Raw genomic sequence first — 19,897 nt, forward strand, 5'->3', positions numbered from 1 at the left:
CGAGCATGTTTCACACTGGCCGAACTTCTTCCGCAGCGCTTTCCGGCGGCTTCCGGCTTCAGACTGAGGCGCGGATGAACTCCACGCAGCCGGCCTGCACTGTGGACCAATCCTCGCCGAACACCGCTTCCGAGGCTTGTCCCTCGGTCTGGTGGTCATGCACGACCGCGTCGAAGAACTCGCGCATCTTCTGCTCGCCGTACTTGTCGGCCAGGTGGCGCACGGCCAGAAAGGCGACCCCGTAGGCGGCGGCCGCCTTCGCATCACCGTCGCTGTCACGCGGCGCGCTCACCGCAACCATGCCGTCCCACGAACCCTCGACGAACTTCTTCGTCTCCTCGAGTGCGCTGTAGCGGCTGACCGCCGCGCCGTCCATGTCGGCGTACTCGGCGATGCCTTCGATCAGCCACCACGCCCGTGACGTGCTGCCACCGGGCAGCGTCGCGGCGTGCGTCATCTCGTGCCGGAGCAGGTTGTCGATGAACCAGCCCTGCAAATCCTTGCCGTTCAGCACGATGTTGGAGGCCTCGCCGACCTCGATCGTGACGCCGCCGGACCACTCCGGTGGATCCCAGTCGTACCAGGTCTTCCACTCGGTCGGACCGGCATAGAAGATCACGTACTTGGTCGGCGGCTGGCCGTGGTACGCCAGCCGGTCGGCGACCTTGGCCGCCGCCTCGGCCTGCTTCGAGACGTTGGCCAGCAGCGACGCGTACGCCTTCGTCGTGGCCACGACCGTCCGGTCGCCCACCACCGCGACGAGGTCGCTGACCTGCCACGGCCGGGGCCCGTTGGCGCCGTCCTCGGTCTCCAGGGAAGTCATCAGCGGAGTGTCCGGGTCGGCCAGCCGCCACGTCGTGACCATCGAGAAGTCGTCTTCGTCGCAGGTGGCCGCGCCGAAGCAGGGATGGCCGTCGACGCGTACGCGCCACGTGGTGGCGAACTCCTTGCCCCCGGTGGCCGTGATGGTCAGCAGATCGTTGCCCCACGCGCCGATCTTCATGTTCCGCAGGGACGCGTACTGCTTGCGCAGCTGGCTGATCAGCGAAGTCTTGGCCGGGTCGACGACCTTGACGTAGCCGGTGAGGTCGCCGGTCAGCAGCGCCTGGGTCTGCCGGTCAAGCGCCGCCTGTACTCGGTCCTCGGCCCAGTACTGGTAGACCGTCTGTGGATCGCCCGGATTCGGGCGGCGGGCCGGCGATCGGGACGCCTTCGGCGACGCCTTGGTACTCACTCCCGCCGACGCGGTCGGCTGGGCGACCGGATCCGCCTTCGACCTGGTCAGCATGTACGCCGTCACACCGAAGACGGGCAGCGCGCAGGCGACCAGCACGACCACGACCGCCAGCACGGCCAACCGGCTCAGCCAGGGCTTCTTCGGCGGCGGGGTGTATGCGCCCGGCCACGGCTGGTTCGGGTAGCCCGGTTGCGTCGGATAGCCCGGCTGGTTCGGATAGCCGGGCTGCGTCGGGTACGCCGGTGGCGGCTGCGGCGAGTAGCCCGGCTGTTGCGGCGGGTACGCCGTGTACGGTCCGGCCGGGCCGAGTTGGCCGGGCTGCCGCTGCTGCGGGATCTGGGGCGGCCACGTCGGAGGAACCTGTCCCGGCTGTGGCTGGTCCGCTCCCGGAGCCCACTGACCGGTTCCCGGAACCGCCTGGCCCCCCGCATACTGCTGGCCCGCACCTGGATGGGGCTCGCCGGGCCCGGTCAGCGGCTGGCCGGCCGCCGGCGACGACGGGCCCGAGTCGGGATACGGCTGCTGCGGCCGGATCGGCTGCGTCGGCGGCTGGGAGTCGGCGGGCGGCGGATCAGGCTGAGAGGGGTCCCCGGGGTGCACGGGCGGCAACGCTACTGGACGACCAGCCGATCGCGGATCGTCCGTTCGGCCCATACAGATGGCCTCTCGGTGCTCGCTTCGCTGGTCGTCAGGCTGGCCGCGTCTCCGCTCGGGCGCTGGCACCTCGGGCGCGTTGCCACCTCGGGCGCGCTGGCACCTCGGGCGCGCTGGATCAGGGTTCCGGGTCGAATCTTGGCGGGAATTCGACCCGGAACCCTGATCCGGCTGCGTTCAGAGAGCCGTCGGGCTGGGTTCAGAGACCCGTCGGCCTGGGCTCAGCGGGCCGTCGGGACCGAGGTCAGCGGCCGACGGCGACCGGCGACTTCGCCACCACGGCGGCCGCCGGAGCGGCCGACGGAGCAGTCGTCGGCAGCGCGGCGACCTCGTCGACCGCGGCCTTCTTCCGCGCCCGATGGGCTGCCACGTGCGACCGCGTGGCGCAGCGCTCGGAGCAGAACCGGCGGCAGTTGTTGGACGACGTGTCCAGGTAGACGTTGCCGCAACGTTCGTCGGCGCACACGCCGAATCGAGCGCTGCCGTATTCGCAGAGCCAGACCGCGAGCCCCCAGGCTGCGCCGGCCAGATACTCCGCCGAGGCGGAGGCGCCCCGGCTGGTGACGTGCATATGCCAGTCCCCGGCGTCGTGACCGGAGATCCGCGGCTGCACCGGGAAGGTCTCCAGCAGCACGTTCAGGTCCGCCACCGCGTCCGCGTCGCGTCCGGCCGCACCGGCCTCGAACACGTCGCGGAGCTTGCGTTGGGCCCGCCGGAAGACTGCCATCTCCTTGTCGGCGACCGACTCTTTCATCCACTCCCGGTCGTCCGCGAAAAGCGCACGAAGGTCGTCGAGGGTGTCAAGCCGGACATTGACCAGGTCAACGGCGGTCTTGGCGTACGCATCGAAGTCCACCCGACAAAGGTAGAGCAATCTTGACGGAAGTGGTGTGCCGAGGTTTACCGGAACCGTTTCCGACGGACGGGACGTACCTCACATCCGGCCGCTCAGCCGAATCGGAGATACGCTGCTGACATGCTCAGGTCGGTCATTCTCGCAGCGTCGCGATCCGGCAAGGTGGAAAAGTTCGTGGGCTCCGCCCCCGTCAGCCGGGATGTGGTCAACCGGTTCGTCGCCGGGACCGGTACGCCGGACGCCCTCCGGGTGACCCGGGAGCTGGCCGACCAGGGCCTGCGTTCGACGCTGGACTACCTCGGCGAGGACACCCTGACGGCGGAGCAGGCCGAGGCCACCCGGGACGAGTACCTGGCTCTGCTGACCGCCCTGGCCGAGGCGGGGCTGACCGCGTACGCCGAGGTCAGTGTGAAGCTCTCCGCCTTGGGGCAGGCCTTCGACGAGGACCTGGCTGAGGCGAACGCGCGCGCGATCTGCGCTGCCGCGGCCGAGGCCGGCACGACGGTCACCCTCGACATGGAAGATCACACGACCACCGACTCGACGCTGACCATCCTGAGCCGGTTGCGCAAGGACTATCCCGGAACGGGCGCGGTTCTCCAGTCGTATCTGCGCCGCACCGAGCAGGACTGCCGTGAGCTGGCTACGGCGGGGTCACGCGTACGCCTCTGCAAGGGTGCGTACTCCGAACCGGAGCATGTGGCATACCAGTCGTCGCTGGACGTCGACAAGTCCTACGTACGCTGCATGAACGTGCTGATGGCCGGGGCGGGGTACCCGATGCTGGCCACCCACGACCCCCGGCTGATCGCCATCGGCGAGGACCGAGCCCGGTGGTTCGACCGGGCCGCCGACGAGTTCGAGTTCCAGATGCTCTACGGCGTACGCCCGGAGGAGCAGCGGCGGCTCGTCCGGGAGGGTTACCAGGTCCGGGTCTACGTGCCCTACGGCACCCAGTGGTACGGCTACCTCATGCGGCGGCTGGCCGAGCGCCCGGCGAACATGATGTTCTTCGCGCGAGCGCTCGCCTCCAAGAAATAGCGAGCCGCCCCACCGGCGGCGGCTGTCAGAGGGACTCGGGGAGTTCCGGGTCCTCGTCGGAGACCTGCCCCTCCGGGATCTCGCCCGTCACCAGGTAGATCACGTGACGTCCCGCGTTGACCGCATGGTCGGCGTACCGCTCGTAGAACCGGCCGAGCAGGGCCGCGTCGATCGCCGCCTCCACTCCGTGCTGCCAGGACTCGCCGAGGATGACCGCGAACAGGTCGCGCTCCAGCGCGTCCATCACGTCGTCGTCGTGCTCGAGTTCGGCCGCGCGCTTGGTGTCGTAACGGGCCAGCACGAGGGTGATCTTGCCCGCGATGCGGTCGGCGACCTCGGCCATCTCCGCGATGACGGTGGCCAGCTCGGCCGGGACGGCGGCGGCCGGGTGGCGCCGCAGCGCGGTCTTGGCCACGTGGTCGGCGAGGTCGCCCATCCGCTCGAGATCGGTCGCGACGTGCTGGGAGGTGATCACCATCCGCAGATCGCGGGCGACCGGCTGCTGCTGGGCGAGCAGGCGCAGGACCCGCTCCTCGACCTGGCGGTAGAGATCGTTGATCTCCGCGTCCCGGGCGACGACCCGGTCGGCCGCCTCCTTGTCCGCCGTGAGCAGCGCGTACGTCGCCTGACGCATCTGGGTGCGGGCCGCCTCGGCCATGGAGACGAGCAGGTTGCCCACCTCGTGCAGGGCGGCGCCGAACGACTCTCGCATTGAAGGTCCCTGTGGTCGGTATGGATCGGTCGGAGGCCACGGTAGGTGCGCCGGGCGACCGCCAGATGAACAACGGTGAACGGCGAACCGCGCATAGGTGAACATTGACTGGTCACCGGGTCGTTTTGCCCCGCTTTTTCTGTTCAGTCTGGTAAACAACCGGCTATCGTTCCAGCGTGTTCCTCCGCCGCTCGCCAGCCGCCCCTGAGGTGGACGCGCTCGCCGGGCTCGGTCGCAAGAGCCTGGACTCGCTGCGCGTCGGCGTCATCGTGCTCGACACCACCGACCAGATCGCGCTGGCCAATCCGGCCGCCCGGGCGATGGGCCTGCTCCGGGCCGGCGCCGTCCCCGGTACGCCGGTCGCCCACCCCATCGTGCGTACGCTCGCCGGTCAGGTCCGGCGCACCGGCGTACGCCGAGAGGTGGAGCTGGACCTGCCGCGGGGAGCCGAGGGCAGCGACTTCGAGCCGATGGGGGTCAGCCTGCGCGCGGTCGCCCTGGGCGGCGGCCTCGTCGCGGTCGAGGCGTTCGACGTCACCGACGCCCACCGGGTCGCCCGCGTACGCCGGGACTTCGTGGCCAACGTCAGCCATGAGCTCAAGACTCCGATCGGCGCATTGCAGCTGCTCGCCGAGGCGATCCTGGACGCCACCGACGGCGATGTCGACGTCGACTCCACTCGGCGCTTCGCACTGCGAATGCAGCGGGAGTCGGTACGCCTCGGCACCCTCGTGACCGAGCTGCTGGAACTGACTCGCCTGCAGGGCGCCGAGCCGCTGCCCGACCCCGAGCCGGTTCAGGTCGAGTGGATCGTCGCCGAGGCGGTGGACCGATCGCGGACAGCGGCGCAGGCCAAGTCCATCGACATCGCGGTACGCGGCCGGCTCGACCTGGAGGCGTACGGGAGCGACAGCCAGCTGGCGACCGCCCTGGGCAACCTCATCGAGAACGCCGTCGCGTACTCCGACGAGGGCAAGACCGTCTCCGTGACGGTGCACGGCGACGCCGAGAAGATCGAGATCGAGGTCGCCGACGAGGGCATCGGCATCGCCCCCGACGAGGTCGACCGGGTCTTCGAGCGGTTCTACCGCTCCGACAAGGCGCGTTCGAGGGAGGCCGGCGGCACCGGCCTGGGCCTGGCGATCGTCAAGCACATCGCGACCAACCACGGCGGCCGGGTGGACGTCTCCAGCCGCGTCGGCGGCGGTTCGACGTTCACCTTGCGGCTGCCGGCCCGGCCGCCTGAGGACGAATTCGGGCTGACGTTGTCCGAGCCGTTCTGAGGCATTCAAGAGACTTTGCACATAGCGAAAGGGAAAGACGTGGCACGAGTACTCGTGGTGGAGGATGAGGAGGCGTTCTCGGACGCCATCTCCTACATGCTTCGCAAGGAGGGCTTCGAGGTGTCGGTGGCCGCCACCGGCACTGCGGCGCTCACCGAGTTCGACCGTTCCGGCGCCGACATCGTCCTGCTCGACCTGATGCTCCCCGAGATGTCCGGGACCGAGGTCTGCCGGCAGCTGCGGGCCCGGTCGAGCGTTCCGATCATCATGGTCACCGCGCGCGACAGCGAGATCGACAAGGTCGTCGGGCTGGAGCTGGGCGCGGACGACTACGTGACCAAGCCGTACTCCCCGCGCGAGCTGGTCGCCCGGATCCGGGCGGTGCTGCGCCGCCGGTCGCAGGAGCCGGTCGACGCCGTGGGCGCGACGCTCAGCGCCGGACCGGTACGCATGGACGTCGAGCGGCACGTGGTGACCGTCAGCGGCGACACCGTCCCGTTGCCGCTCAAGGAGTTCGAGCTGCTCGAACTGCTCCTGCGCAACGCGGGCCGGGTGCTCACCCGGGGTCAGCTCATCGACCGGGTGTGGGGCGCGGACTACGTCGGCGACACGAAGACCCTCGACGTGCACGTGAAGCGGCTGCGCTCGAAGATCGAGCCGGAACCGTCGACCCCGCGCTACCTCGTCACCGTTCGGGGGCTGGGCTACAAGTTCGAGCCGTAGAAAGGCGCAGATCACGGTTACGCATGCCTCCGAGTGGCGATGAGGCCTGCATACCCGTGATCTGCATGGTTCCCGAGCGGTCTCAGCGGCAGGCCAGGTTGGCCGGCGTACCGAGACCGCTGACGTTGAAGCCGAAGTACTCCGATCCGCCCGGTGCGATGTCAGCGGCGTACGACAATGGCGTCACCACGTAGTGGTTGCCGGATCTGGCGTACGTCGCGCGCCACATCGAGCTGACGCTCGTCCCGCTGGGCAGGTCGAACTCCGCGGACCAGCTGGGGACCGTCGCCGCGCCGTCGTTGTAGACGGTCACCTGACCGCCGTATCCGCTGCTCCAGACCGAGGTTTGGGCGAACGCACACCGCAGGCGCACACCGGTCGGCGAGGCCGATGGAGAAGCCGACGGCGAGATCGACGGCGACGGTGAGGGCGAGGCGGACGAAGGAGACGGCGACGCACTGACCGACGACGGTGATGCGCTGGGCGTACCAGTCAGCGAAAGCAGGAACAACGACGGGCCTGAATCGGTACGCGAAGCGTCGACGCCGTGACCGCCGGTGTAGTCGGCCTGCTCGTGGCCGGCCCAGTCCGCGATCGGCGTGCCCGCGATGTCCAGATGGTGCCACGCGGACCCGGTCCACCCGAATTGGTAGATGCGGGAGTGATCGGGATAGTACGCGGTGTAGGGCGCGGTGTCGGAACCGAGCTGTTTGGACATGGTGTTGTTGAAGAAGACGTTGCGCGGCCCGGACGAGCCCGACCACTTGACGGCCTTCTGCCCGGCGGCCCACCAAATGGGGAACCAATTCGAGGTGTCCGGCCCGCCGCCGCCCTCTTCACCGCAATTGGCCTGACAATTCGCCGAGCGATGGGCATAGGGCACGGTCACGGTGTTGAGTTCGACGAGATTGTTGCGCTCCCAACCGCCGTGGAGGTTGAAGTCGGAGTCGGTGTCGTTGCCGATCGCGACGTTGCCGGAAGCGGACCACTGGAATGTGAAATGGCGCAGGTTGCGGCTGACGTTCCCGGCGTAGACGGAGTCCCAGACCCGCGAGCCTCGGAAGTATCCGTTGCCGCCCTTGCCTTTGTTCCAAGATCCGTCGAGATAGTTGTCCACAATGGTGAGATGGGCCGCCTCCTCGGTGACGATCGGATGGGAGCCGGTCATCCACGTGCGGATGCCGCGTACCCAGGAATGGGCCGCCCACTTGAACACGATGCCGTGCATCTCCCCAGCGGGGTCCATGTTGCCGTAGTTGTGCACGGCGTCGGCCGGGTTGAGCCCGGGCTCGGCCTGGGTCAGGTAGAAGTTCTCGAAACCGACCCCGACCACCGGATCCACCAGCGGTGACGCCTTCGAGTCGTACGCCGTGCCACCGATAGCGGCGGAGCCGTCCGACGTCGAGGTGATCGGCACGTCGTACTCCACCGGCTTGTCCAAAGTGATCGACTTCGCGGTGGAGTTCACGGCGGTGATGGTGAAGATCTGCTGTCGCATGTGGAGGTTGCTCATCAGCGCGGTGTCGAAGACGTCCTGCGAGTTGTAGAACTTCACTGAGTTCGCCGCTCGGATGTTCACCAGCGTCCCGGCGGTCAATCCCGTGAGGCTCGCGACATAGACCACCGAATCGCCGGTCCGTGCGGCGTAGGCCGTCTCCCCCGGTTTGGCGGCCAGCTTCTGGCCCGCCTTCCAATGCACGTTGACCGTGCCCTCGAAGATGTCCTTCCGGTTCGCCGGAGCGCTCGCGTAATCGCTCGCATAGGCGCTGTGCACTTGCCGGGACTGCACGCGGAAAAGGCCGCGCCCAGGCCACAGCCAGCCGCCTTTGCCCTGCCCCCAGACCATGCCGTCCTCGTCCCAGTCCGAGCCGTCGTCGGTCAAGGTGTCGTAGCGCGTATTCGCGTCCGGCTGAAAGACCAGTCGAGTCCCGGTCGCCGGATCACTCCCGGCACCGCGCAGAATCAGGTAATCGGCGTCCACGCCCAGCTGGCGGCTCACATTCACGACGCCCGCGGGCAGCGTGATCAGCGAAAGCTTCGTGAAACTCGCCGTCGGCGAACAAGTGGTACGCACAAAGTCGATAGCGGATTGGAGACCAGTCGTGTCGTCCACGCCGTCGTTCGGGCTCACGGCGTACTGGGAGGCGAGTTCAGCCGGCGTTATCTGGCACGCGGCGTCGGGATTGACCTCGTTCGGCCCGGGCAGCTTCGCACCGTTGCGATACCCGGCTTTGCTCCAGTCATAGAGCCCGGCGACCGGCGTACGCCGATTGGCGCTGGTCAGGTCGAGTCCGGTCAGCGCGGCTCCGGCCTGGTCGAGGCGGTCGGCATTCGCTGCCGGGCGGATCAGCAGGGACACGGAGACGAGCGTGGTGGCGGTCAGGGCAGCGGCGAGCGCGCCGACGAGAGATCGGTGGGCGTCCATCATGCAAGACAGTTAACGAAACCGTGTCCATGTCGTCAACAGCCGTTCGAAATATGGCATGCCGTCCACATCCTTGTACGCACCCGTCAGCTGCAGATCACGGTTGTGCATGCTTCCCGGGCCCGGGAAGCATGCACAACCGTGATCTGCAGGAACCAGTCAGGAGGTGAGGTCGAGCTGGCGCAGGATGACGCCCTCCCGGAGCGCCCACGGGCAGATGTCGACGGAGTCGAGGTCGAGCCGATCCATGGCGGCCAGCGCCACGATCGCCCCGGCGAGCACCTGGTGCGACCGCTGCGGGCTGACTCCGTCGAGTTCGGCGACGGCGTCGGCGGGCATCCGCCGGATGAACGCCAGCACCTGCTTCAACCCCGTACGCGTCAACGACCGAGGCGCCCAGAGACCTTTCCCGCTCGGGGCGGCCCCGGCGAGCCGGGCCAGGGAACGGAAGGTCTTCGACGTCGCCGCCGCCCGGTCGAGCCCGGTCAACCCCGAGACGTCCAGCTCCTCCAGCGTCGCCGTGACGTACGCCCGGACCTCGTCGATCGCTTGCGCGGACGGGGGATCGCCGGCGAGGCGCTCGCGGGTCAGCCGTCCTGCGCCCAACGGGAGCGACACCGCGAGGGTGGGTTCCTCGTCGATGCCGGCCGCGATCTCCAGCGAGCCCCCGCCGATGTCGAGGACGGCGAGCCGCCCCGCCGACCAGCCGAACCACCGGCGTACGGCGAGGAAGGTCAGCCGGGCCTCGTCGGCACCCGACAGGACTTGCAGATCCACTCCGGTCTCTTCGCGTACGCGTGCCAGAACTTGAGCGGAATTGCTCGCGTCGCGTACCGCCGAAGTCGCGAAGGCCATGAGGCTGTCGACGCTGAGCCGATCCGCGGCCTGGCGGGCGTCGCGAACCGCGGAGAGCAAGGCCTGTTCGCCCACGGCCGTGAGCGAGCCGTCCGGGCCGAGCTGCTCGGCCAGGCGCAACATCGCCTTCTCCGAGTGAGCCGGCCAAGGGTGCGCACCGTGGTACGCGTCCACCACGAGGAGATGCACCGTGTTGGATCCGACATCGAGCACGCCCAGACGCACGGGAATACCGTACCGGGGAGCCGCACCGCCGTACGCTGGATGCGTGCGTATCAGCGAAACCACCCAGCGCAAGAGCGCGCCCGCGCCGCGCAAGACCTTGCCGGTGACTCCGGTGAACCCCCGCGATCGTGAAGTGGGGCTGGACTTCCCGCGTGAGTGGGTGGAGTTCGCCGACCCCGCCGACGACACCCAGCTCATCCGGGCCGACCTCACCTGGCTGCTGTCCCGGTGGAGCTGCGTCTACGGCAAGGGCTGCCACGGCATCATCAAGGACCGCGCGATCGAGGGCTGTTGCTCGCACGGCGCGTTCCTGACCGACGCCGACGACATCCGCCGGGTGAAGTCGGCCGTCCGGAAGCTGACTCCGGAGACCTGGCAGCACTATCGCAAGGGCTACAAGAACTGGACCGAGCTCGACGAGCTGAACGACGAGGAACCTGCTCGGCGTACGGCGACGCAGAGTGAGGACGGCCCGTGTGTCTTCCTCAACGACGCCGACTTCCCCGGCGGCGGCGGCTGCGCGCTGCACGGTCAGGCGCTGCGGGACGGCGTTCACCCGTTGGAGTACAAGCCCGACGTGTGCTGGCAACTGCCGATCCGCCGCGACCAGAAGTGGCACAAGCGGCCGGACGGCACCAAGGTGCTGATCACCAGCATCACCGAGTTCGACCGGCGCGGCTGGGGCGCGGGCGGCCATGACCTGCACTGGTGGTGCACATCGTCGCCGGAGGCCCGGGTCGATCGCACCCCGGTCTACGTCTCCTACGCGCCGGAGTTGATCGCGCTTCTCGGGCAGCCCGCGTACGACGAGCTGGCCCGGCTGTGCGCGGCCCGCGCCAAGAAAGGCCTGGTCGCCCCGCATCCGGCGGGCTGAGCAGCGTATTTCGCGGACGGGGCTAGCCTAGGAGGCATGCCCAGGATTCCGGTGCTCCTTTCCAGTTCGTCCGTTTTTCCGGAGCCCACGGCCGCCGCGTTCGAGCTGGCGGCCGCGCTCGGCTACGACGGCGTGGAGGTCATGGTCTGGACCGACGCGGTCAGCCAGGACGCGGGTGCGCTGCGCGGCCTCGCCGCGCACTACGGGGTCCAGATCGGGTCGATCCACGCGCCTTGCCTTCTGGTCACGCAGCGTGTCTGGTCCAGTGATCCATGGGTACGCCTTAGGCGGGCAGCTGCGTTGGCGGAGTCGTTGGAGGCCGACACCGTGGTAGTGCACCCGCCGTTCACCTGGCAACGCGAGTACGCCCGGACGTTCGAGTCCGGCCTACGCAAGCTGAACGGGCGCTATCCGCAGATCCGGTTCGCCGTCGAGAACATGTATCCCGTGCGGATGGCGCGACGGGAGTTCGTCCCCTACTCCCCCGGCTGGGACCCCACCCAGACCGGGTACGCGGCGTACACATTGGACGTCTCGCACTGTGCGGCGGCGAAGATGGACTCGCTGGCGATGGCCGACGCGATGGGTGACGGGCTGGCCCACATCCACCTCGGTGACGGCACCGGCGAAGGTCGCGACGAGCACCTCGTCCCCGGCCGGGGCAAGCAACCCTGCGCCGAACTGCTGTCGTCACTGGCCGAACGCGGCTTCACCGGCTCGATCGCAGTCGAGGTCGCCACCCGGCGCGCCGCCAGCCGGGCCGAACGCGAAGAGCTGCTGGCCGAGGCGCTGACCTTCGCCCGCCAGCACCTAGCCGCCCCCGCCGCCCTCTAACCCCGTCCCTCCCGCGCGACCCTCGCTGCTTTCCGCGCGCCCCACGCTGCTTCCGCGCGCCCCTCGCTGCTTTCCGCGCGCCCCTCGCTGCTTTCCGCGCGATCATGAACTATCGGGCGTGATCGACCGGCGCGTCGCGTCCCCAACGGCCTGATCGACTCCGCGGGGCCGTGATCAACTTTCTCGCGAGGTTCCCGAGTTGATCAGGCAGTAAGGGGATTGATCAGGGCGCCAGTGCCACGACACGCCGGTCGATCATGCCGAGAAGTTCATGATCGCGCAGAAAGGGGCAGGGGAAGGCGTTCAGACGGTGGCGTTGTTGGGCAGGATCGCCGGCGACGCCAGGAGCCGGGCGACCCGTCGCTCCCGAGGCCGGCTCGCGAGCAGGTGACCGACCGCGGCGGCGAGACCGGCCGCGCCGATGATGACCCAGTGCACGTCGCCGAGGTGCTCCAGCGACCAGCCGCCGACCGCGGGCGCGACGAATCCGGCGGCCGGGAAGGTCAGGAAGAACACCGCCTGGTAGCGAGCCCGTAGCCGGGCGGGGGCCAATTCGGCGATGACTTCGGCGTTCGGCGGTGCGGCGAGCATCGAGCCGATCGTCCAGATCGCCGCCGCCATCAGGTACGCGCCGAAGACGTCGGCGAAGGTGAGCGTGAAGTAGCCGATCCCGGAGATCGCGAGGGACAGCGCGAGCACCCGTCCCTTGAGCCGGCCCTGGATGAGCCGGGGGACGAAGAGCTGGCCGAGGACGATGAGCAGGCCCGGCACTGCGGCCACGATGCCGTACGCCGCCGGTGGCAGGCCGTCGGAGTCCATGGCCAGCTGCAGGATCGAGGTCTGCGAGTTGAGCACGGCGGCGATGAAGGTGAGCCCGACGAAGACCATGAAGATCGGGTCGGTGAGCGCCGTGCCGAGCCCGCCCGGGCCGGCCGACCGCTTGACCTGACCGCTGGCCGGGTGCGGACGCGAGCCGATGGGGCGGGGCGGCCAGGGCCGGGTGGCCCACGGACGCGACGGACGGCCCTGACGCAGCATCAGCGTCTCCGGCACATACCGGAAGAGCACGTACGCCGTGATCGCCGTCGTGGCGGCGTCGAGCGCGAAGAGGAGGAAGAAGCCCACCTCAGCGATCACGCCGGCGAGGGCCGAGGCGATCGCCGTACCGAGGTTGAAGGCCCAGAACTGCAGGTTGAACGCCCGGGATCGGGAGTCCTCGGGAACGATGTCGATGATGGCCGCGACCGTCGCCGGACCCGGCATCGAGTGGAAGATCCCGATGAACAGGGTCAGCCCCGCGATGAGCCACAACGGCTGCGCGAACGCGAGACCCAGCATCAAGGCGGCGGCAATGCCGTTCGCGGTGACCATCGTCGCGCGACGGCCCCACTTGTCGGCCAGTACGCCGCCCATCAGGCTGCCGGCCGCGCCGCCGATGCCGTACCCGGCGGTGACCAGGCCCGCCGCGGTGAGCGAGAGCCCGCGTCCGGTGCTGAGGTAGAGCGGCAGGAAAAGCATGCCGAACGCGCCGACACGGTTGACGAGGATCGCCGACCAGAGGGTCCAGAAGACACGGGGAAGTCCTCCGGCGGTCTGCGACCAGAAGCGAGAGAACAAGACGCGATTCCTTACGAAACGGGGGCTGGCTGCCGGGAAACAGCCGATGGGGGTGGGGCGAGGATCGCGGCTCTGCGTTCGCGCGCCGGTCCCGAGGCTACCTGAGCTGCGGCGACGACCAATCCGACGGCGGCGCACAGCAGCCACAGGAAGGTGTTGCCGAGGTGTTCCTGGAGGAAGCCGCCGGCCGTCGGGGCGACGAATCCGGCGATCGACCAGGAGAGGGAGAAGACGCCCTGGTAACGACCCCGCAGGTCGGCGGGGGACAGGGCGGCCATGGTGGTGGAGTTGGCCGGGGCGTTGACCATCTCGCCGAGCGTCCAGACGAAGACGGTGAAGGCGTAGAACAGCGGCGTGTTCGCGAACGCCGTCAACCCGAAGCCCACTCCGGTGACGATTGCCGCCAGCGCGAGCATCCGGGTCGGCGTCATCCCCCGGGTCATGCGGGGGATGAACAACTGGCCGAGCACGATCAGCACACCGTTGAGGGCGATCACGTAACCGTAGGTCTGCCCGGAGATGCCGTCGGCGGCCATGGCGATCGGCAGCGTCGTGAGGTGCTGGAGGAAGACGAACGCACCCAGGATGTTCAGCCCGGCGAAGGTCAGGAAGATCCGGTCGGTGAACACGATCCGCAGCCCGCCGCGAGCAGCCGACGGGGCGGCGGCCGAACTGGTCGCGGGCCGAGCCGCTCGGGTCTCCTTCAAGGTGAAGAACAAGAAGGTTGCCGTGACGATCGTCGTCGCCGCGTCGATCAGGAACACCAAGTGGTAGTCCGCGGCGGCGGCCAAGCCGGCGAGCGTCGCGGCGAACGAGAAGCCGAGGTTGATCACCCAGTAGCTCAAGGTGAACGCCCGCAGGCGGTCCTTCTCCGGGACGATGTCGATCAGCATCGCGCCGAACGCGGGGCGGGCGCCGTCGGCGAACACTCCGAAGAGGAAGGCGAGCCCGGCGATCGCCCAATACGGCTTGGCGTACGCCATCGCGATCAACGTCGCGGCCCCGCCGACCTGCCCGGTGAGCAGCGTGACCTTGCGGCCGATCCGGTCGGCCGCCACGCCGCCGAGCATGTTGCCCAATGCGCCGCCGGCCGCCCAGACCCCCATGATCAGGCCGGCCTGCGACGGCGTGAAATGCCGCACCGTCGTCAGATAAATGGTGAGGAAGATGACGACGAAGCCGCCGACCCGATTGATCAGGGTCCCGAACCACAGATACCAGAACGGTCGCGGCAGACCGCCGGTCGTGTCACGCAACCAGCGCCTCATCGCGTACCCCTTCTGGCTGAGTGAGTTGAACGGCCCGGCGCTCGCGCGCGGGACCGGAAGCGAGATGACCTGCCGCGACGACCAGACCGAGGACCCCGAGGCCGAACCACAGCGTGGCCGGAGCGGTCCGGTCGAGGACCACACCGCCGATGATCGGCGCGAAGAAGTTGGCGGCGGTGAAGCTCATCGAGGCGACGCCTTGATAGCGCCCGCGCATCGTGGGGCTGGACAGGTCGGCGATGGTGGTGCCGTTGACCGGCGCATTGATCATTTCACCGAGCGTCCAGACGGCGACGGTGAGTGCCAGCGTGGGTACGCTTCCCGCCAGGCCGACCGCGCCCATCCCGAGCCCGACGAGCAGGGCCGAAGTGATCTGTACGCGATTACGCGGGTGCCGGCCGACGAGCTTGGGAATGAACAGTTGCAGCGCCACGATCATGATGCCGTTGACCGCGATGACCGTGCCGTAGTTGGCCGGGTCGATGCCCCGGTTCACCATGGCGATCGGGATGAGCTTGCAGGACTCGATGATCGACCAGAGCCCGAGGTTGAGCAGCACGTACGTCATGAAGATCCGGTCACGCAGGACGAGACCGAGGCCGCCGCGCTCCTTGGGAGCCGACAGGGCCGGACCGGGCGACGTCTCGGGGACCTTCACGGCGATGATCACGGTGGTGATGGCGAGCACCGACGCGTTGAGGACGAAGACCACCATGCGCGGGGTGTGCGCCAGTACGCCGGCCAGGAAGGCGGCGCCGGAGAACCCGAGGTTGATCGCCCAGTAGTTGAGGTTCATGCCGCGCATGCGCTTGGTCGGGCCGAGCACGTCGACCAGGGTGGCGCTGTACGCCGGCCGCCCGAGCCCGTTCCAGAAGCCGTACACCAGCGCGATGAGCGCGACGAACCAGGGCGTCAGAGTGATCCCGAGGGCGAGCGCGGTGACGACGCCGGCGATGTTGGCGAGCAGCAACGTCGGACGGCGGCCCCATCGGTCGGCCAGTACGCCGCCCGCGATCGAGCCGAGGGCCATGCCACCGCCGTACAGACCGAGTACCAGTCCGGCGAGCGTCGCGGAGAAGCCGTACCCCGAGACCATGTGGATCTCCAGGAACAGCACAGCCACCGCACCGAGGCGGTTGATCAGCGTGCCGAGCCAGAGGTACCAGAAGGTGGCCGGCAGGCCACCCACCGTGTCGCCGGCCCAGGTACGCAGACTCCGCACGCAGCCACCACCAGGAGTAATGAGCGTTTTGACAAGGACGCCTTACAACCTAGGCCAGCTCGGGTAACACGGTCACGCGATTTAGAACGTGTCTGTGGTCACTCTCCGTGCGTAAGGCAGGATGACAGGCATGGTTGGAACTCTCGTGCTGCTGCGGCACGGTTACAGCGAATGGAACGCGAAGAACCTCTTCACCGGCTGGGTCGACGTCGACCTCAACGCCCAGGGGGAGAGCGAGGCGCGCCGCGGCGGTGAGTTGCTCAAGGAGCAGGGCCTGCTGCCCGACGTGGTGCACACCAGCGTCCTGCGACGCGCCATCCGCACGGCGGAGATCGCCCTGCACACCGCCGACCGCCACTGGATTCCGGTACGCCGGTCGTGGCGGCTGAACGAGCGGCACTACGGAGCCCTGCAGGGCAAGGACAAGAAGCAGACGTTGCAGGAGTTCGGCGAGGAGCAGTTCATGCTCTGGCGCCGGTCCTACGACGTGCCACCGCCTCCGATCGCGGTGGACGACGAGTTCTCGCAGTTCGACGACGCCCGGTACGCCCGCCTCCCGGAGGAGATCCGGCCGCGTACGGAGTGCTTGAAGGACGTCCTCGGGCGCGCGCTGCCGTACTGGTACGACGCCATCGTTCCCGACCTGTACGACGGCAAGACCGTTCTCGTCGCCGCGCACGGCAACTCGTTGCGGGCCTTGGTGAAGCACCTCGACGGCATCTCCGACGAGGCGATCGCCGCGCTGAACATCCCCACCGGCATTCCGCTGCGGTACGACCTCGACGAGAACCTTCGGCCGATCACGCCCGGCGGGGTCTACCTCGACCCTGCGGCGGCGGCTGAGGCTGCGGCGGCTGTCGCCAACCAGGGGCGCTGACCCAGCGCTCCGGTCGCGGCGCTTTCGCGATATCTGCGCGCGCCCGCTCGCGATATCCCGGGATAACGCGCGCTCGAACAGTGTGCGAGACCGCGTTATCCCGGAAGACGCGCGAGGCCGCGCACGAAACGCGCGAGGCCGCACACGAAACGCGCGAGGCCGCACAGTGAAAGCACGAGAAAACAGAAACCCGGCGGCGGCTGGCGACGCTCACCCCCGTTAGCGTCGCCAGCCAGCGCGCCGGTTCAGGTGGCTACCGTCCCCCAACGGTGTTGCGCCACCCATCCCCCAGCTCCTCGCTCGGCGCCAAAGTCGAAACAGATCGACTAGGCGAACCCCCGGTTTGCACAAGCGAGGCGCGTTACGGATCACGGTACGCCGGGCGTATTCCCTCGTCCACCTGTTTCCGTGTCTCTACTGTCACAATCTGTAACGGTGATCACACGGGTCGACCGCTGTCCCGGAGATGGGCCACCAATTCGACTCGGCTGCGTACGCCGAGCTTGCGATAGATGTTCGCGAGGTGGGTCTCCACTGTTCGCTCGCCGATCACCAGCCGTTCGGCGATCTCCCGCGCCGACGCGCCCGCAGCGGCCAGCTCCAGCACTTCCTGCTCGCGCCGGGTCAGCGTCCGGCCGTCCGGTGGCTCGAATCGGTCGATTCGGCGTACGAGGCCGGAAAGGCCGCGTTCGGCGGCATAGCTCCGCGCACTCTTCACTTCCTGCGGATCGGCGCGCAATCGAGCCCGCTCCCACCGCACCCAAGCGAGCCACGGCGTGTGACCGACCACGCGCGCCGCGTCGTCCAGCCAGGCCGTAGCGCGCTTCGGGTCCGGCTCCAGCCGCGCGGCGATCAGCGCCGTCGGCCCCGCGCTTGCCGTCGCCGGTCCGGCCACAATCCATTTCCCGTGATACGCCGAAAGCAGTGCACCGAGCCGGTTGGCGGCGTCCGGGCCGGGCTCGGCGGCGGCGAGGAACGCGATCGTCCACGGATCGAGGGGCTGATCCACCAACTCTTCGATGAGCGCGTCGGCCAGATCGTCCCGGCCGTCGGCGCGGGCCACCCACGCGGCGACTGCGGTTATCCATAGTGGACCGTTCACGTCCCGGAGGCGCTCGGCGAGATCGCCGGGTTCACCGTCGATCAGCCGCAGTCCGGCGTACGCCGCAAGGGTTTCCAGATCGGAACCGGCAAGCGCCCGCTCTCGGGCCGCCGAGGTCTTTCCCGCCAGCAACAGGCGGTGCACCTCGATCACCGGTACGCCGTCCACCTCGGCCAGCTGCCGGTCGGCCGGTCCGAGATCGCCGTCGGCGAGGGACAGCGCGGCCAACGCCCGATGCGCCCGGCTCAGCAGTACGCCGTCGTCCAGCGCACTCGCTTCGCGCAGCGCCTGCCGTAGCTGGTCGGCGTCCGGCTCGACCTGGGCGAGCAGGGCTTCGGCCATCGCCCGGGGGTCGGCGCATTCGCGGGCGGCCGCCAACGACTGCTCGGCGAGCGTGCGAGCCGCCGCTCCCGTCGACTCCAAGGCCAACCGGGCGCGCAGTCGCGCCACAGTAGACAGATCAGCGCCTTCGATCGAGTTGAGGAGCGCGAGGGCTTCAGTGAGTGCGGTGGCCCGCTGCGGATCGGTGGGCTCCGCCGTCGCGCCCGACCCCGATCGTGGCCCGTACGCCAAGGCCGCCTCCGCCAGCAGTCCAGCGTCTTTCGCTTGTCGCCCAAGGCGTACCGCTGCTGCAAACGCGTCGCGAGCCTGATCCCGACGCCCGGCCTGGAGTTGCGCGGACCCGAAGGCGACGAGCAGCCGGCCGAGGTGACCAGGCGACCACTGCGCGCGGGACGCGAGTTCGACGGCGACGGCGAACGCGTCGGCCGCCTCGACCGGGCGTTCGGCCGCCCGCGCGGACGCGACCGTGGCGGCCACCGCGCGATCGAGGCGCTCCTCACCGCCCAGTACGGCCGCCGCGACCAGGTGATGAGCCAGCTCCGCCACGGTCGGGGCCCGTTCGCCCGCCCGCGCGCCGACCGAGAGCAGCGCGTCGGCGACCGCCTCGTGCAAGCCGGCCGCCTCGGTCAGGCCGAGCGCGTCGTAACTCAGTTCGCGGGTGAGCGCGGAGTCGAAGGTGAACACACGGTCGGTCACCGGGCGGACCAGCCCGGCTGCGATCGCGGCCTCCAACGCGGGCAACGCCGCGTCTCCGGCGACCTCCTCCACGATGGACAGATCGAACTCCCGCCCGACGACGGAGGCGACTCCGAGCACGTGCCGGGCGGACTCCGGCAGTGCAGTGAGGCGCTCGGTGATCAACCCAGTCGACGTCTCCGGCCAGCGCACCGCGACCCGGCGGCGGCCGTCGTCGGACTCCCGCAGCTGCCCGGCGATCGCAGCCAGCAACGCCGGACTGCCGTCGGAGCGGCGGCGCAGCTGCGTCGCGAGCGCCTCCGGCACCGGCCAGGCGACCGATCCGGCCAGCATCTCGGCGACCTCGTCCCGGCTCAGTCCCGGCAACCACACCCGGTACGCCGCCGGACCGGTCGGCAGCGCTTCAGCCACCTCCGGGCGTACGACGGCGACGATGAGGGTCGGCGTGGCGGGTGGTTGATCGGCGTACTCGGCGAGCAGGGTCACCGTCGCCTCGTCGGCGCGGTGCAGATCATCCAGCGCGACGAGTAGCGGACCGGCGGCGGCGAAGGCGTCGGACAAGGCGGCCTGCGCCGACCAGACGTCCTCCACAGTGGAGCTTCCACCGAGCTCGGTCAGCACCCGTCGCCACGGCCAGAGCGGAGGTGCTCCCGCCGCCCGGGGCGGAGCCGCGCGTACGTAGCGCAGCCCCGGCGTACGCCGATGGAACTCCTCCAGCAGCCCGCTCGCTCCCCGGCCCGGCTCGGCGATCAGCAGCACCACCCGGAGCCGCCGCTCCTCGGCGACCGCACGAGCGTGGCCGGCCAGAGTTCCCAGCTCCACCGCGCGCCCGACGAACCGCACGACTCCCACCCCCATCCTTTCCGGCGACGCTATGCACTCCTGCGGCCGACCGGCCATCCTCCGCCCGGAGGGTACCCAGAGCGGTACGGATGGCGGTACGGAGAACCCGCGCGTGGGAAAGTTCCGTACCCGGCCCGATGACCTCCGAGCGGCTCGCTTCCTACCTTCGTACTCGTTCCTGGCAAGCCCCCAGACAGCCACCGAGAAAGGA

The 19,897-nt window shown here is 69.2% G+C and carries 15 protein-coding genes; 6 read left to right on the top strand and 9 right to left on the bottom strand.

Going from position 1 to position 19,897, the window contains the following annotated elements; genetic code table 11:
* Positions 1-58: 58 nt before the first annotated feature.
* Both HOV77_RS08745 and HOV77_RS08750 read right to left on the bottom strand, forming a co-directional pair.
* Positions 59-1,837, bottom strand: coding sequence for a hypothetical protein (locus HOV77_RS08745; protein WP_290860173.1), 1,779 nt, complete (start codon positions 1,835-1,837; stop codon positions 59-61).
* Positions 1,838-2,135: 298 nt separating this feature from the next.
* Positions 2,136-2,747: a CGNR zinc finger domain-containing protein gene (locus tag HOV77_RS08750; protein ID WP_290860175.1), complete on the bottom strand. Its 612-nt coding sequence runs from the start codon at positions 2,745-2,747 to the stop codon at positions 2,136-2,138.
* A 120-nt stretch (positions 2,748-2,867) separates the two neighbouring features.
* On the opposite strand from HOV77_RS08750, the gene HOV77_RS08755 reads away from it, so the two are divergent.
* A complete protein-coding gene (locus tag HOV77_RS08755; protein WP_290860177.1) occupies positions 2,868-3,788 on the top strand; it encodes a proline dehydrogenase family protein in 921 nt (306 codons plus the stop codon).
* A gap of 25 nt (positions 3,789-3,813) precedes the next feature.
* On the opposite strand, the gene phoU is transcribed toward HOV77_RS08755, so the two are convergent.
* Positions 3,814-4,500, bottom strand: a complete 687-nt coding sequence (gene phoU / locus HOV77_RS08760) for a phosphate signaling complex protein PhoU (protein ID WP_290860179.1) — start codon at positions 4,498-4,500, stop codon at positions 3,814-3,816.
* Positions 4,501-4,676: 176 nt separating this feature from the next.
* Here phoU and HOV77_RS08765 point away from each other — a divergent pair, with 176 nt between their 5' ends.
* Positions 4,677-5,783, top strand: coding sequence for an ATP-binding protein (locus HOV77_RS08765; RefSeq protein WP_290860181.1), 1,107 nt, complete (start codon positions 4,677-4,679; stop codon positions 5,781-5,783).
* Between the two features lie 39 nt (positions 5,784-5,822).
* Positions 5,823-6,506, top strand: coding sequence for a response regulator transcription factor (locus tag HOV77_RS08770; protein ID WP_290860183.1), 684 nt, complete (start codon positions 5,823-5,825; stop codon positions 6,504-6,506).
* Between the two features lie 82 nt (positions 6,507-6,588).
* Here the strand turns inward: HOV77_RS08770 and HOV77_RS08775 are convergent, their stop codons facing one another.
* On the bottom strand, positions 6,589-8,934 hold the full coding sequence (locus HOV77_RS08775; RefSeq protein ID WP_290860185.1) for a cellulose binding domain-containing protein: 2,346 nt from the start codon (positions 8,932-8,934) through the stop codon (positions 6,589-6,591).
* Positions 8,935-9,090: 156 nt separating this feature from the next.
* A complete protein-coding gene (locus HOV77_RS08780) occupies positions 9,091-10,011 on the bottom strand; it encodes a Ppx/GppA phosphatase family protein (RefSeq protein WP_290860187.1) in 921 nt (306 codons plus the stop codon).
* 103 nt (positions 10,012-10,114) lie between these two features.
* Between HOV77_RS08780 and HOV77_RS08785 the strand changes: the two genes are divergently transcribed.
* Together HOV77_RS08785 and HOV77_RS08790 are read left to right on the top strand one after the other, a co-directional pair.
* The gene (locus tag HOV77_RS08785) at positions 10,115-10,885 is read left to right on the top strand and encodes a hypothetical protein (RefSeq protein WP_290860586.1); all 771 of its coding nucleotides are present in this window, start codon (positions 10,115-10,117) and stop codon (positions 10,883-10,885) included.
* Positions 10,886-10,921: 36 nt separating this feature from the next.
* Positions 10,922-11,719: a sugar phosphate isomerase/epimerase gene (locus HOV77_RS08790; protein WP_290860189.1), complete on the top strand. Its 798-nt coding sequence runs from the start codon at positions 10,922-10,924 to the stop codon at positions 11,717-11,719.
* Positions 11,720-12,022: 303 nt separating this feature from the next.
* On the opposite strand, the gene HOV77_RS08795 is transcribed toward HOV77_RS08790, so the two are convergent.
* Genes HOV77_RS08795 through HOV77_RS08805 form a run of 3 tightly spaced genes read right to left on the bottom strand, consistent with a single transcriptional unit; the run spans position 12,023 to position 15,826 of the window.
* On the bottom strand, positions 12,023-13,336 hold the full coding sequence (locus HOV77_RS08795) for an MFS transporter (protein ID WP_290860191.1): 1,314 nt from the start codon (positions 13,334-13,336) through the stop codon (positions 12,023-12,025).
* 11 nt (positions 13,337-13,347) lie between these two features.
* The gene (locus HOV77_RS08800; RefSeq protein WP_290860193.1) at positions 13,348-14,604 is read right to left on the bottom strand and encodes an MFS transporter; all 1,257 of its coding nucleotides are present in this window, start codon (positions 14,602-14,604) and stop codon (positions 13,348-13,350) included.
* A complete protein-coding gene (locus tag HOV77_RS08805) occupies positions 14,585-15,826 on the bottom strand; it encodes an MFS transporter (protein WP_290860195.1) in 1,242 nt (413 codons plus the stop codon). The genes HOV77_RS08800 and HOV77_RS08805 overlap by 20 nt, the downstream gene beginning before the upstream one ends.
* A gap of 130 nt (positions 15,827-15,956) precedes the next feature.
* Between HOV77_RS08805 and HOV77_RS08810 the strand changes: the two genes are divergently transcribed.
* Positions 15,957-16,703 carry a phosphoglyceromutase gene (locus tag HOV77_RS08810; protein WP_290860197.1) on the top strand — a complete coding sequence of 249 codons (747 nt, stop codon included), beginning with the start codon at positions 15,957-15,959 and terminating at the stop codon, positions 16,701-16,703.
* 439 nt (positions 16,704-17,142) lie between these two features.
* Here the strand turns inward: HOV77_RS08810 and HOV77_RS08815 are convergent, their stop codons facing one another.
* Positions 17,143-19,686, bottom strand: a complete 2,544-nt coding sequence (locus HOV77_RS08815) for a LuxR C-terminal-related transcriptional regulator (protein ID WP_290860198.1) — start codon at positions 19,684-19,686, stop codon at positions 17,143-17,145.
* Positions 19,687-19,897 lie beyond the last annotated feature (211 nt).

This window comes from Hamadaea sp., from assembly GCF_013362815.1.
Lineage (GTDB): Bacteria > Actinomycetota > Actinomycetes > Mycobacteriales > Micromonosporaceae > Hamadaea.